Source organism: Streptosporangium sp. NPDC051022 (assembly GCF_040683035.1).
GTDB lineage: Bacteria > Actinomycetota > Actinomycetes > Streptosporangiales > Streptosporangiaceae > Streptosporangium.
Genome location: NZ_JBFBCF010000014.1, coordinates 1 through 13,438, shown reverse-complemented (window position 1 = coordinate 13,438; position 13,438 = coordinate 1). Strand labels below are relative to the sequence as shown.

Annotated in this window: 10 protein-coding genes and 1 pseudogene; 3 read left to right on the top strand and 8 right to left on the bottom strand. The window is 70.2% G+C overall.

From position 1 onward, the window contains the following. Window positions 1–66 precede the first annotated feature (66 nt). Complete coding sequence (locus AB0N02_RS22680) at window positions 67–1,275, bottom strand: multidrug effflux MFS transporter (protein ID WP_363949768.1); 1,209 nt, start codon at window positions 1,273–1,275, stop codon at window positions 67–69. Then, on the bottom strand, window positions 1,272–1,397 hold the full coding sequence (locus AB0N02_RS22675; RefSeq protein ID WP_363949765.1) for a hypothetical protein: 126 nt from the start codon (window positions 1,395–1,397) through the stop codon (window positions 1,272–1,274). Before AB0N02_RS22675 ends, AB0N02_RS22680 begins: the two co-directional genes overlap by 4 nt. A 329-nt stretch (window positions 1,398–1,726) precedes the next feature. On the opposite strand from AB0N02_RS22675, the gene AB0N02_RS22670 reads away from it, so the two are divergent. Then, a complete protein-coding gene (locus AB0N02_RS22670) occupies window positions 1,727–2,143 on the top strand; it encodes a heme-binding protein (protein WP_363949762.1) in 417 nt (138 codons plus the stop codon). Between the two features lie 146 nt (window positions 2,144–2,289). On the opposite strand, the gene AB0N02_RS22665 is transcribed toward AB0N02_RS22670, so the two are convergent. The 3 genes from AB0N02_RS22665 to AB0N02_RS22655 form a co-directional block, all read right to left on the bottom strand. Beyond that, window positions 2,290–4,548: a PxKF domain-containing protein gene (locus tag AB0N02_RS22665; RefSeq protein WP_363949760.1), complete on the bottom strand. Its 2,259-nt coding sequence runs from the start codon at window positions 4,546–4,548 to the stop codon at window positions 2,290–2,292. 957 nt (window positions 4,549–5,505) lie between these two features. After that, a complete protein-coding gene (gene glnA, locus AB0N02_RS22660; RefSeq protein WP_363949757.1) occupies window positions 5,506–6,930 on the bottom strand; it encodes a type I glutamate--ammonia ligase in 1,425 nt (474 codons plus the stop codon). A 179-nt stretch (window positions 6,931–7,109) separates the two neighbouring features. Beyond that, window positions 7,110–8,141, bottom strand: coding sequence for a hypothetical protein (locus AB0N02_RS22655; RefSeq protein ID WP_363949754.1), 1,032 nt, complete (start codon window positions 8,139–8,141; stop codon window positions 7,110–7,112). Between the two features lie 118 nt (window positions 8,142–8,259). Between AB0N02_RS22655 and AB0N02_RS22650 the strand changes: the two genes are divergently transcribed. After that, complete coding sequence (locus AB0N02_RS22650) at window positions 8,260–8,724, top strand: RDD family protein (RefSeq protein ID WP_363949751.1); 465 nt, start codon at window positions 8,260–8,262, stop codon at window positions 8,722–8,724. Window positions 8,725–9,022: 298 nt separating this feature from the next. Beyond that, a complete protein-coding gene (locus AB0N02_RS22645; protein WP_363949749.1) occupies window positions 9,023–11,506 on the top strand; it encodes an alkaline phosphatase family protein in 2,484 nt (827 codons plus the stop codon). 271 nt (window positions 11,507–11,777) lie between these two features. Here AB0N02_RS22645 and AB0N02_RS22640 read toward each other — a convergent pair whose 3' ends face one another. The 3 genes and pseudogenes from AB0N02_RS22640 to AB0N02_RS22630 form a co-directional block, all read right to left on the bottom strand. Further along, window positions 11,778–12,575 carry a class I SAM-dependent methyltransferase gene (locus tag AB0N02_RS22640; protein ID WP_363949746.1) on the bottom strand — a complete coding sequence of 266 codons (798 nt, stop codon included), beginning with the start codon at window positions 12,573–12,575 and terminating at the stop codon, window positions 11,778–11,780. Next, window positions 12,575–13,255 carry a DUF4191 domain-containing protein gene (locus AB0N02_RS22635; protein WP_363949743.1) on the bottom strand — a complete coding sequence of 227 codons (681 nt, stop codon included), beginning with the start codon at window positions 13,253–13,255 and terminating at the stop codon, window positions 12,575–12,577. Before AB0N02_RS22635 ends, AB0N02_RS22640 begins: the two co-directional genes overlap by 1 nt. Further along, window positions 13,198–13,438, bottom strand: a pseudogene (locus tag AB0N02_RS22630) (hypothetical protein); the annotation flags it as partial. The pseudogene AB0N02_RS22630 and the gene AB0N02_RS22635, both read right to left, overlap by 58 nt.

Here is a 13,438-nt window from a genome sequence, read left to right as displayed (position 1 = left end):
GTTGATCCCGGACCGTTTCGGTCAACATACCGCCGTGCCGGATCGTGTGCTTTCCGCCTCTCCCGCTCAGGTCCGGCCGGGCCGTACCCGGGTCATCGTGATCAGCAGGACCAGCGCGGTGGCGGAGGCGGCGGCGACCGCCAGCGTCATGGACGGCGCGCTCGCGCCGCCGATGGAGAGCAGCGGAGGAACCGCCGCGCCGACGATGAACTGCATCACCCCCAGCAGCGCGGACGCGGTGCCCGCCCGCTCGCCGTGCGGGGACATGGCCAGCGCGTTGGCGTTCGGTGAGACCAGGCCGATGCTGGAGACGGCGACGAAGAGGCCGGGCAGCAGTCCCGGCAGCCCCCAGCCGGCCAGGACGCCCGCGAGCGCGGTCAGCGCGCCGGTCAGCCCGATCACGAGCCCGGTTCCCAGCATGCGGCGGGCACCGTAGCGGCCCACCAGCACGCGGTTGAGGTTGCCTCCCAGCATGATGCCGACGGAGTTGACCGCGAAGATCGCCGAGAAGGCCTGCGCGGTCAGCTCGTAGCCCTCCTGCAGGACGAACGGGCTGAGCGTGATGTAGATGAACAGGGAGCAACCGGCGAACGCGAGCACCAGCGCGTAGCCGACGAAGCCGCGGTCGCGGACGAGCACGGCGAACTGGCGTCCCGTCACGCGCAGCCCGCCGGTGTGGCGGGCCCCGGGGGCGAGCGTCTCGGGCAGGCTCAGCGCCGCCAGGAACAGCAGGAGGCCGATGACGGCGAGCGCGACGAACATGCCGCGCCAGTCGGTGAAGCGGGCGAGCTGGCCCCCCGCGAGCGGCGCCACCACCGGCGCCAGCCCGCTGACCAGCATGAGCAGGGAGAAGACCCGGGCCGCCGCGTCACCGTCGAACATGTCGCGGACCATCGCCCTGGCGATGACCAGCCCGGCGGCTCCGGCGGCTCCCTGCACCAGCCGCAGGCCGATCAGCGACCAGATGTCCGGGGCCAGCGCGCACAGCAGCGAGGTCACCGCGTACGTCGCCACTCCCACGATGAGCGGGCGGCGGCGGCCCACCCGGTCGCTGAGCGGGCCCGCCAGGAGCTGGCCGAACGCCAGTCCCACCATGCACATGGACATGGTGAGCTGGGCGAGGGCGTCGGTGGTCCGCAGGGCCCGGCCGAGCTCCGGCAGGACCGGCAGGTAGAGGTCCATCGACAGGGGACCGAACGCAGACAGGGCACCGAGCGCGATCAGGACGCGCAGCCGCCGGGCGCCGGTGAGGGCGGGTTGTGCGGTAAGGGTCATCGCGGGCCGCGCACCCGCGCCTTCCACCGGTCCTCGTCCCGCCGCCGCCCGCGCCGGACGTCCCGGCCGGGGAGATCGGCGGCGTGGACGGACACGGCGCCGTCATCGAGACCGGCGTCCATGGATCTCCTTCCCAGGGGGTTGCCCGGGGCTCGCGCCACCCCGGGCGGGGGTTCGCGATGTCGCCGGTGTCGGGGGACTCTCGTCGTGCGGGATCGTCAGGGCGCTCCGGCCGGGCTCCGCCGCGCCGGGGCGTCAGGACGACGGCCACGATCCAGTATCACGACGCCCGTTTCGTCGCCCGTCACCGGGGTCCCGGCCGGGAGGCTCGGGTCGCGGAACGGCATGCGGGTGCGGGACCGGACCCTGGAGGGGCCACCATATGAGCACCGTCATGTGACACGTGAGCCGTCGCCCGTCGCGGGTGCGGCACGCTGAAGGAGAGGTATCTGTGGCACGGGAACTGGGACTCGACCTGGCACGCGTGACGGTGGAGGCCGCGCTGGCACGCGCGGCCGGGGACAGCCTGCGGGTCAGCGTCGCGGTGGTGGACGCCATGGGCCGGGACGTGCTCGTCGTCCGAAGCGACGGGGCCACCTGGTTCACCCCCGAGGTGGCGCGCTCCAAGGCCCGTACGGCCGCCGCCTTCCGGCGCGACAGCGCCACCCTCACCGGGCTCAAGGAGTCCTACCCCGAGGTGTTCACCCTCGCCGGGGACCAGGTGCCCTTCCGTCCCACCACGCTGCCGGGCGGGATCCTGCTCGAAGTCGACGGTGAGATCGTCGGCGCCGTGGGGGTCAGCGGCGCGACCCCCGCCCAGGACGTCCTGTGCGCCGAGGCGGCCAGGGACGCCTGCGCGACCGCATGAGCTCACCGGGGGAGGGCTCGACCGGCTTGACGGAGCGCCGGTCACCCTCCCCCGGGGTGCGCGAAAAGGAGAACCCTGCCGGGGAACGGTGCCGATCCCGTTCCCCGGCAGGGCGTCATGTCGCGGCTATTCCAACCTGGTCGGGACTACTTCAGCTTGATGGTGGCGAAGTGGCTGGTGCCGTCGTCAAGCTTCAGCTGGAACTGGCGGCAGGTGTCGGACCAGCTCTTGTCGGTCTTCCACACGTAGTTGTACTGGCCGCCTCCGTAGCTGATGCTCGAGTTGCCCGGGTTGCGGGTCGGCTCGGCCGGGCCGGTCGGCTTCCCGGTGTCGCAGGTCACCGGCTGGGAAGCCGGGTAGCCGGAAGCGAAGAAGTCGGTGCCCCGGTCACCGCCGAGACTGAACTTGATCGGTACGGCGCTGCCGGCCTTGCCCTCCATCGTCTCCGGGAAGTAGGCGTGCCAGGGGTAGACGACCTGGTAGGTCACCTTCTGGCTCGCGGTGTTACCGGCGCGGTCGGTGGCCTTCACGGTGAACTCGTGGAAGCCGACGGCGGAGGTGCCGAGCGGGCTGCCGTCGGGCACCGTACCGGCGCAGGTGGCGATCCCGGACAGGTTGTCCTCGCACCGGTACGACGCGGTCACGGCCGTCCCGAGCGTGTAGACGGCGCCGTCGGCGGGCCTGGTGAGGGAGATCGTCGGCTTGGTGAGGTCGACGGTCACCTTCACCGTCCGGTCACCGGAGATCGACACGCCTTGCTCGGTCGCCACCGCGTCCTCGGCGGTCACGGAGAAGTCGCACGTGATGTGCGGGAACACCGCCTTGAGCCGGCCGTCCGCCCCGGTGGCACCCAGCTTCCGCGGGCCGTTGCCGCAGTCGGCCTGCACCTGCGCCCCGGCCAGCGGCTCACCGGCGTCCGAGAGCGCGGACACCGTCACCGCGTTCAGCGCGTTGTGCGCCACCGCGCCGCCCACGACGTCAAGGGTGGTCTGCAGCCGCTCGGGGCTGATGTTGTCCATCGTGTCCGTCGGCTTGTGGTACTGCGGCTCGGTGACGTACGTGCCGCCGGTCGGTCCGCAGACGGCCGGCGGGGTCGGCGGCCGGTAGTCGAGCCAGATGAACAGCGAGGACGGGATGCCCACGTCGTAGAACGCCTGGTGGTCGCTCTGCCCGAGCCTGCAGTTGCGCAGTCCCTCGAACCCGACGCGTGCGGCCGCGTTGTACGCCTCCTGGACCACGTAGTTCGACTGGCCGTTCGGAGTCAGCGCCCACAGCCGGGCAGGCTCGTACGGCGTGCCGACCATGTCCATCTGCCACTCGCCGACGAACCGCGCCTTCTCCGCCGCGGTCAGCGTGTTCACGTACGCCTTCGCGCCGAGGAGGCCGCCCTCCTCACCGCCGAAGCCGCCGATCCGCAGTTCCTTGTCCAGCGGGTACTGGCTGAGCACCCGGGCGACCTCCAGGGAGACGCCGTTGCCCGAGGCGTCGTCGTGGGCGCCGGGCGCGCCCAGGACCGAGTCGATGTGCGCGCCGACCATGACGATCGGCGCGGTGGTGCCGTCCGGGTCGCCGACCGCGTGCCGGATGCCGATGACGTTGTTGCCCATCGGGTTCGCGTACTCGTTCGTCGCGATCGTCAGCGTCAGCGGCCCCTTGGCCAGGAGCTCCCTGATCCAGGTGCTGTGCGCGCTGCCGCCGCCGACCACCGGGATCCCCGGCTGAGGCGTGGTGAGGGTGAACGAGGGCGGCGCGGAGTTGCCGGTCGGGTAGGCCAGGATGACCGCGAGCGCGCCGCGGCTCACCGCGTTGGCCACGGCGGTGTTCCGGACCGTGGCGGTGGTGCTGTAGTCCATCAGCACGACCTTGCCCTCGGTGTCCGCCGGGAAGTCGGCGGCGGACTGGCCGGTCTTGGCGTCGACGACCTGTCCCTTCACGCCGGTGTCGCCGGTGAACTTCCCGCTGGTCGAGGCGGCCATCTGCCAGTTCGGTCCCCCGGGCAGGTCGGCGTCCGAGGACGTGACCTTCGCGACGCGCTTGGTCGAGACCGGGCCCCATTGCTGGAGGGTCACCTCGAAGCCGTAGGACTTCAGGATTCCGCCGATGTACTCCGCGCCCTCCCGCTCCTGCGGGGTGCCGTTCAGGCGTGGGCCGATGTTCACGGCGAGGTGCCGGATGTGGTTGACGGAGTTGGCCGAGTCGAACCGGCCGACGATCTCGCTGTCGTAGTCCGGCAGTGGTACGTTCGTCGCCGCGGGCGCCTCGGCCGTCAGACTTGAGCCGGACAGTGCTTGAGCCTGGACGCCACCGGCGGCCGCCGACACGGTCCCGAGGGACATTGCCGCCGCCAGGCCGCCGATGACGGTCAGTCGTTCGAACCGGCGAGGCCGTCTGAGTGAACTCCTCACGGAGAACCTCCTGATCATGGCGGACATGGAAGTCCGCGTGGCGTCCTCACCCTCTGGGCCCTCTGGGGTGCGGAGGGCGAGGACAAGGTTGGCGATTAGTACCAGGCAGGCAAAGTAGGGGTCAAGAGCGGCATATCGGTCGCATCGCCCGTGCTCCGGAGGGAGGAGCGCCTCGCGGGCATGGCCGGCTCCACGCGGTGGGGTCGAAGGCGATGTCCGGAAAATCGGTCGTCTTCCCGGAAGTCGTGGAGAGGTTTTCCTCCGGCGGGGGGCCGCGGAAGCGTGATTTCGTGAGACGGGAACGGCCGTTGCGTGCCGGAACTTGTCAAGGCCGGTGGACACGGTCGGCGCGCGCCGGACCCGGGGCGATTCACCCTCTGGATTCACGCTTCGGCTGTTCGGTAATTGCGTTTCTCGTGTTGTTTGTCGGAATTCCCGATCCATGCTTTCGAGGGGCCGCGGGCGGGAGCGGCCTGCTCCGGAACCGGCCGGGTCCGAGGACACGCCGCCGATACGGCGCCGCCCGTGCGGTTCCGGCCTGTTCACGGGCGTTCTCGGTGGCCGGTGTCCGCTCCGGCCGCTCGAGCGCCTGGCCGGTCATTCGGCCGGTCCGCAGGTCGGCCCGCCCGATGTCAACCTCCTCGGACAGCGCATGTAAGGGCCCGCGCGCCTTTCCGGGATCGCCGGCTTTTGGCCGTGACCGGGCCGACGGCGAGTTTCTCCCGCGGTGGCCTCTCGCGGTGACCTTCCACGGTGGCCCCCCGCGGTGGCGCTCCGCCTCACACCGGCACGCGCTTCGAACAGTCGGGGAGGATCGCATGCGAAAGGCCGCCGGGCGCGCCCTCGACGGAGGGGCGGCCGACGGCCTTTCGCGAGATGTCCGAATGCCCTGTGCGCCCTGAGCGTGCCCTGGCGGGGTCACCTCCGCTGGGGCGTCCCGCTCAGGGCCTCAACGGATCAGACGTCGTAGTAGAGCTCGAACTCGTGCGGGTGCGGGCGCAGGCGGATCGGGTCGATCTCGTTCTCGCGCTTGTAGGCGATCCAGGTCTCGATCAGGTCCGGGGTGAACACGCCGCCCTCGAGGAGGTAGTCGTGGTCGGCCTCCAAGGCGCCGAGCACCTCGGCGAGCGTGCCCGGGACCTGCGGGATGTTGCGGGCCTCCTCGGGGGGAAGCTCGTAGAGGTCCTTGTCGACCGGCTCGGGCGGCTCGATCTTGTTGCGGATGCCGTCGATGCCCGCCATCAGCTGCGCGGCGAAGGCGAAGTACGGGTTGCAGGACGGGTCGGGCACGCGGAACTCGATGCGCTTGGCCTTCGGGTTCGAGCCCGTGATCGGGATGCGGATGCACGCCGAGCGGTTGCGCTGGGAGTAGACCAGGTTGACCGGGGCCTCGTAGCCGGGGACCAGCCGGTGGTAGGAGTTCACCGTCGGGTTGGTGAAGGCCAGCAGCGACGGGGCGTGCCTGAGCAGACCGCCGATGTAGTAGCGGGCGGTGTCGGACAGGCCCGCGTAACCCACCTCGTCGTAGAACAGCGGCGCGCCGTCCTTCCAGAGCGACTGGTGGCAGTGCATCCCGGAGCCGTTGTCGCCGAAGATCGGCTTGGGCATGAAGGTGACCGTGTGACCGTACTCCAGGGCCGTGCTCTTGACGATGTACTTGTACAGCATCATGGTGTCGGCGGCCTTGAGCAGCGTGTTGAACCGGAAGTCGATCTCGGCCTGCCCGGCGGTGCCGACCTCGTGGTGCTGCATCTCCACCTCGATGCCCGCCTCGATGAGACGGCGGACCATCTCCGAGCGCAGGTCGGTGAAGTGGTCCATCGGCGGGACCGGGAAGTAGCCGCCCTTGTAGCGCGGCTTGTAACCGAGGTTGCCGCCCTCCTGGGCCTTGCCGGTGTTCCAGGCGCCCTCGATGGAGTCGATGTGGTAGTAGCTGGAGTGGGCGCTGGTCTCGAAGCGCACGTCGTCGAAGATGTAGAACTCGGCCTCGGGGCCGAAGAAGACGGTGTCGGCGATGCCGGTGCCCTTGAGATACTCCTCGGCCTTGCGGGCGACGTTGCGCGGGTCGCGGCTGTAGGCCTCACCCGTCAGCGGGTCGTGCACGAAGAAGTTGATGTTGAGCGTCTTGTGCTGCCGGAAGGGGTCGAGCACGGCCGTCGAGGGGTCGGGCAGCAGCAGCATGTCCGACTCGTGGATGGCCTGGAAGCCGCGGATCGACGATCCGTCGAACATGAGGCCGTCGGTGAAGACGTTCGCCCCGAAGTTCTCCGTGGGGAACGTGAAATGGTGCGTCGTCCCCGGCAGGTCCGTGAACCTGACATCGACGAACTGCACCCCCTCGTCCCTGATGAACTTGAGGACGTCGTCGGCGGAGTTGAACACGCGAACCTCCCAAGGGGCACGAGCTATCAGGTCGAACGTAGGCCTGGGCCGTTACCGGCCCGTGTCTCGTCTGTTTCACCTGTGTTAAGGAAGAGTCGCCCTCACGCTAGCCGGGGGTTGCGACCGGACCGGGCAGAGAAGCCCGTCCTTTGCCGGAGTTTTCACGTATGCCGGACTTCTCACGTACGGGAGGCGAGGGTGCACCCCTTCTCCTTCGGCTCGCGGTCGAGTGCGTAGGGGTCGATCGGGGCGCCGGTCGCCTTGGCGGCCTCCTTGTCGGGGGCGGAGTCGGGGTAGAACGGGTGGATGAACCCGTCCTCGACGTCGCAGCGGATGCCGGTGACGCCCCCGCCGTTCCACCGGACGGGCCACAGCACCAGTTCGCCGTTCTCGCGGTAGGCGAGGAGCTCGCCGATGCTGCGCACGATGATCCGCCGGGTGAGCTCGGGGCGTCCCGGCCGCCGGACGGCGTAGACGAACAGGTACTTCACCGTGATCCTGACCCCGGTGCGGCCGTCCTTCCGGAAGGCGGCGTACGTCGTCCTCCCCTTGACCTTGACCACGTCGGTGGCCGGCTCGGCGGCCTTCGGCGCCAGGCTGGTGACCCAGTACCTGGTGTTGGAGCCGCCCTTCTTCCGCTTCCTGTTGTCCAGGTTCTTCAGGAACCACTCGCGCAGCTCCGGGGACAGGAGCTTCACCAGCGCCGTGGGCCTGCCGCCCAGGAGGGTCTTGCGGTCGAGGTTGGAGGCCACGAGCATGGCGCGGGTGCGCCTCAGCGCGAGGGCGACGTCCTTGCGGCTCAGCCCGCCCGTCGCCTTGGCCGCGGGCATCACCAGCCCCTTGGCGCCGTTGGCGTAGTCCTTGGCGGGGGATCCCTCGAACGGGGACACGGCCGGCGGTTCGACGTCCACCGGCGTGGTCTCCTCGGGAACCGTGCCGAAGGGCAGGCCGCGGCCCGTCCCGAGGAAACGCGAGGAGAATGCCTCGGCGACCTGGCCGGCCACCTCGGGCCGGTAGACGACCACCAGCCCGGCCCCCGCGACGACGGCGAGCAGCGTGACCGCGATGATCCACCGCCGACGCCGGCGCCTGTTGCGGGGCAGGTGCGACCACTCCCTGGCGGCGGCCTTGCTCATCCTGCGCCGCTCGCGCCGGCCGATCTGGGAGGTGAGACCGGCGAACCGCCGGTCGATGTCGTCTGTGTCGGACACGGGGAGGACTCCGGAGTCACTGAAGGGATGATCATGACCATGATGTATGGCTTTCATCGATTCCGATAACGGTTCAGGTGAATTCGGGAGCGGCTCCCCGGGCGGATACCTTTAAGGCATGAACAGCAGGCAGCAGCCCCGTTGGACCCAGACCTGGCTCGGGGGGGTCAGATCGGCCGGAGTCGACCTGGGTCACCCGGGGGAGCGTCTCGGACTGCCCGCCGAGGGCAGCGGCTCGGTGGCCGGATTCGGGCGCAGGGCCGGCGCCCTGATGATCGACTGGCTGATCTGCACCTGGGCCATCACCCAGGGACTCCTGCGGATCGACCCGGTCCAGCAGAGCTGGGTCCCGATCGCGGTGCTCGCCCTGGAGTACGTCCTGCTGGTCGGCACCATGGGCATGACGTTCGGCATGCGGCTGCTCGGCATCCGGGTCGCCGCGCTCGACGGCGGCCGTCCCCCGTTCGTGTCCGTGCTCGTGCGGACCCTGCTGCTGTGCATGGCCGTACCGCCGCTCATCTGGGATCGCGACCAGCGGGGCCTGCACGACCGCGCGGCCAACACCGTGGTCGTGCGGATGTGAACCGGCACGGCCGGTCGTGAGCCGGTCGTGAGCCGGACGAGGGCGCGCACGGGGAGGGCGCGGGGCGAGGGCCCCGCGCCCTCCCCTTTTTCCGTGAAAACGGAGGACGCCCCCCGAGAACCGTACCGGTAAATGAAAACAATGGCCCATTGTTATTTCCTATGGCGCCGAACGCGAAATCGAATAAGGCTAATTGGTCGCCCGTTCATTGCGTCGTAGCCGTCGCTTCACCGTCCTGCGTGACGGTTTCCCCGGAAACACCCGACAGCTACGGCACGACAGCACAGAACGAAGGCACATGCGCTTCAGGAATGGGTTGGCCCTGCTCGCGGCCGCCACCGTCATCGCGACGCCCCTCGCCGCCGAGGCCCGGACCGCTCAGACACCGTTGCAGGCCGAGAACTTCGACGGCCTTTCCAGTTCTCTGTCCACCCGGGTCGACGAAACCGGGATTCCCGCGGACCTCAAGGGATTCACCCACACCCCGCCCGCCGGATGGGCGGTCGACCTGGCCCCGAACATGCCGCAGGGCGTGACCGAATGGCAGGGCTGGTCGTTCACCACCATGCCTTTCTGGACCGCCGCCGAGGGGCAGGGCAGGGAGGGCTTCACCCGCGCCTCCGGTGTGTTCGCCGTCGCCGACCCCGACGAGTGGGACGACAAGGGATCCCCCTCCACCAAGGGCCGGTTCGACTCGACACTGACCTCGAACGAGGTGACCCTGCCCGAGGGGAAGGACAAGGTCTACCTCGGCTTCGCCAGCCACTACCGTGACGAGGCCCCGCAGAAGGGCCAGGTGACCGTCAGCTTCGACGGCGGTGCCCCCGTCGAGATCATGAGCCTGGGCGGCGCGGACGCGCTGAACGAGTACTACTCGCTGGAGATCCAGGTCCCCGCCGGCGCCAGGAAGATGAAGGTGAGCTGGCGGCTCCACGACGGCGCCAACAACTGGTTCTGGGCGGTCGACGACGTCAGGGTCGCCGACGCGCCGATCGACAAGCCCCCGCTGCCCGAGGCGCCCCCGGAGGTCCCCGACGGCCCCGACGGGACCAAGAAGGACAAGCTTCTGGTGCTCGGCCTCGACGGCGCCCTGCTCGACAAGATCAGGGAGGCCGACGCGCCCAACCTCAAGGACCTCATCGCCAAGGGGACCACGGCACCGAGCCCGCTCTACTCGAGTCCGATGGCGCAGACCAGCTCGGGACCGGGCTGGTCCACGATCGCCACCGGCGTCTGGCCCGACAAGCACAACGTCAGGGACAACGACTTCACCGCCCCCCGCTACGACGCCTACCCCGACTTCATGACCCGGCTGGAGAAGGCCGACTCGTCCTTCTCCACCTTCGTCGCCGCGTCCTGGGACCCGATCAACAAGACCGTCTTCGGTGACAAGGTGGACGTACGCCTCAACGGCGGCGCCGACTACGACGAGGGCACCACGCGCAAGGCGGTCTCCTACATCAAGGACAACGGCCCGGACGCCACCTTCATCCAGCTCGACAACATCGACGGCGCGGGGCACGGTCCCGGCCCCGACAGCCCGGCCTACCTGAAGGCGATCAAGGACATCGACGCCCAGGTCGGCCGGATCCTCGAGGCGGTGCGCTCCCGGCCCTCCTATGCCCAGGAGAACTGGCTGACCATGGTCACCGCCGACCACGGCCACAAGTCCGGCGGCGGTCACGGCGGCTCCGACCCCCGCGAGCGCTCGACCTTCGTCATCGCCCAGGGCAAGGACATCCCCGCCGGCGTCACCCGCACCGACGTGCGCCTGGTGGACCTCGCCGCCACCGCGCTGCGGCACTTCGGCCAGCCGCTCGACCCGGCTCTCGACGGGCGCCCGATCACGGTGACGAGCACCGACGCCTTCGACACGCTGCGCCCGAGCCTGTCCGAGCGGGCCGACGAGACCGGCATCCCCGCCGGCCTGAAGGGCTTCACGCACACCGCGCCGAACGGCTGGAGCGTGGACAACGGCGCGATGGGCACCGGCGGCTACACCGAGTGGCGGGGCTGGTCCTTCACCACCGACGAGTTCTGGACCCGCGCGGAGCGCGACCAGCAGCGCGAGAACAACGTGCGCTCCCGTGACGTGTTCGCCGTGGCCGACTCCGACGAGTGGAGCGACAAGCCGTTCACCGGCGGGTTCGACTCGACCCTGGTCAGCCCGCCCGCCAAGGTCCACCCGGGAAGCACCCTCGACCTGTCCTACGTGACGCACTACCGGACCGACCCCGCCCAGAAGGCCGAGGTCTCGGTCTCCTTCGACGGCGCGGCCCCGGTCCCCGTCGTCTCCTACACCGCCGACACCATCGCCAAGGCCGAGTCGTTCAAGGTCCCGGTTCCCGCGGGGGCCAAGCAGGCTCAGGTCCGTTTCCGCTACGCCTCGGCCAAGGACGGCTGGTACTGGGCGGTCGACGACGTCAAGCTGTCGTCCAGGCCCGTCACCGGCGCGGTGGTCGCCGCGGCGGCGCCCCGCTCCGTCGCGGTCGGCAACCCCGCGCACTCCCCGGCGTGGCAGGCCTTCGTGGACCTGACCGTCACCGACCTCGCGGGCAAGCCGGTGTACGGCGCGCTGGTGAAGGGCTCCTGGACCCGCGACAACAAGAACGTCGCGCTGCCCGCCCAGTGCTGGACCGGCAACGACGGTAAGTGCACCCTGACCAGGACCGTGACCCACACGGAGACGGCCAGGCTCTCGATCCTCGACATCCAGCACGCCAAGCTTCCCTACTACCCCGAGGGCAGCGAGGTCACCGAGATCACGGTCAACCGCCCGTAGCCGTCACCGCGGCTCACCGCGGAGGCCACCGCAGAGGCCACCGCGGCGGTCACTGTGGTGGTCGCTGTGGCGGTCGCTGTGGCGGCCACCCCGGTGGTCACCGCGGACGCGACCGGCCGGCCACCGCCGTGACCCGGCGGGGACGGGACGGGAGAAGGCTGCGGCCGCGACCGTGAGAGAAGGGTGAGAGAAAGGGCGGGGATCCTCCGATCCCCGCCCTCCGCCGTTCCGGCCCCGGCCGATGGTTCCCCGGGACCGCGCCCCGCACGGGCTACGGCCGGGCGCAGCTGAAGATGATCGTCCCCGGCAGGTGACGGCCGCGCAGCGGGCTCCAGCCGCCCCACTCGCGCTCGTGCCCCTCGGGCCACTCAGGCTCCACCACCCCGCGCACGACCAGCCCGGAGGCGACGATGTGCCCGATCCAGTCCGCCAGCGTGCGATGGTGCTCGACATAGGACGGCCGCCCGTCGTCGTCGATCTCCACGTACGGCGAGCGGTCGAAGTAGGACCGGTCGGCGGTCAGCCCCCCGGGTCCCGGGTCGTCGGGGAAGGCCCAGCGGATCGGGTGGCTCACCGAGAAGACCAGCAGGCCGCCGGGACGCAGCACCCTGCGGGTCTCGGTGAGAACGGCACGGGCGTCCGCCACGAACGGCAGGCCCCCGAACGCCGAGCAGGCCACGTCGAACGACTCGTCGGCGAAGGGCAGGGACTCCGCGTCCGCCTGGACCACGGGAAGGCGGGAGCCGCTGCCGAAGTCGATCCTGTGGGAGTGCTGGAGCTGCCGGAACGACAGATCGAAGGCGGCGACCCGGGCCCCCTGGCCCGTCAGCCACCGTCCGCACTGCCCGGCACCGCAGCCGATCTCCAGCACGTCCCTGCCCGTGACGTCGCCCAGCAGACGGGCGTCGGCCTCGTCGAGCCCCTCCGGGCACCAGACGAAACCGGAGTCACGCAGGAAATCCCCGTGCTCGGCCTGGTAGTCGTCGGCGGCGCCGTCCCACCAGCCGCGGTTGGCGCGCGAGGTCTCCACGGCGCCCACGCGGCGCCGGTCGATCCCCGAGACGTTCATCAGCGCATCTTGGGACGGGGCATCCGCGCGCCACGCGGCAGCGGGCCCTTGGGCATCGGCAGCGTCTGCGGGAGGGCCTTGAGCCTGTTGTTGACCTCGTAGACCGCGGGCTTCTTGAGGTTGCGGGGCAACTTCATCAGGTGCCGCTGCAGCTTGGCGATGGGGATCTGCCCCTCGCCGTCACCGGACTGGACGTCGTAGACCGGGATGTCGAGCGCGACCCGCTGGACGCGCTTCTTCTCGGCCACCAGCATCTTCTGCACCCGGGTGCCCGGCCCCTCGGAGACCAGGATCACACCCGGGAATCCGATGACCCGGTGCACGATGTCCTGGTCGCGGTTGACCGCGACGGCGGGGGTGACCTCCCAGGTGCCGCGCATGCCCTGCAGGATCGCGGCGGCGGCGCCCGGCTGGCCGTGCAGCATGGAGTACTGCGCCTTCTGGGCAAGCTGGCCGAACACCACCAGGCCGACGGTGAGGGCCAGCATGATCCCGATGAACAGGAGGTACCACACCAGCCCGGTGACCAGGCCGATCACGACACACAGCACGAGTGTGCCGAGCGCGGACGCGTAGACGATCGGCATTCCCTTGGGGTTCGCCTGTTTGATGATCTGCGCGATCATACGGAACTGCTTGACGCGCCCCGGGCGCTCTTGGTCTTCGGGCTTCTTCGCCATGCCTTGAGGATACAAATCCTGGGGTCAAGAAATGAAAACGTGACCTGCCGCGCGTCGGCGCGCGACCCCCGCTGACCGGGAACGATCAACACCGGGGCGGGGGAGTCGAGGCCCTTGCGGAGCTCCTCGGGCAGGGGCATGCCCCACGCGGCCTCACCCTGCCGGCCCGCGACCTCGACGACC

What these genes read in the sequence shown, in the direction of transcription:
- AB0N02_RS22680 (WP_363949768.1), bottom strand. Translation starts at nt 1,275, where the DNA reads ATGACCCTTACCGCACAACCCGCCCTCACCGGCGCCCGGCGGCTGCGC.
- AB0N02_RS22675 (WP_363949765.1), bottom strand. Translation starts at nt 1,397, where the DNA reads ATGGACGCCGGTCTCGATGACGGCGCCGTGTCCGTCCACGCCGCCGAT.
- AB0N02_RS22650 (WP_363949751.1), top strand. Translation starts at nt 8,260, where the DNA reads ATGAACAGCAGGCAGCAGCCCCGTTGGACCCAGACCTGGCTCGGGGGG.
- AB0N02_RS22645 (WP_363949749.1), top strand. Translation starts at nt 9,023, where the DNA reads ATGCGCTTCAGGAATGGGTTGGCCCTGCTCGCGGCCGCCACCGTCATC.
- AB0N02_RS22640 (WP_363949746.1), bottom strand. Translation starts at nt 12,575, where the DNA reads ATGAACGTCTCGGGGATCGACCGGCGCCGCGTGGGCGCCGTGGAGACC.
- AB0N02_RS22635 (WP_363949743.1), bottom strand. Translation starts at nt 13,255, where the DNA reads ATGGCGAAGAAGCCCGAAGACCAAGAGCGCCCGGGGCGCGTCAAGCAG.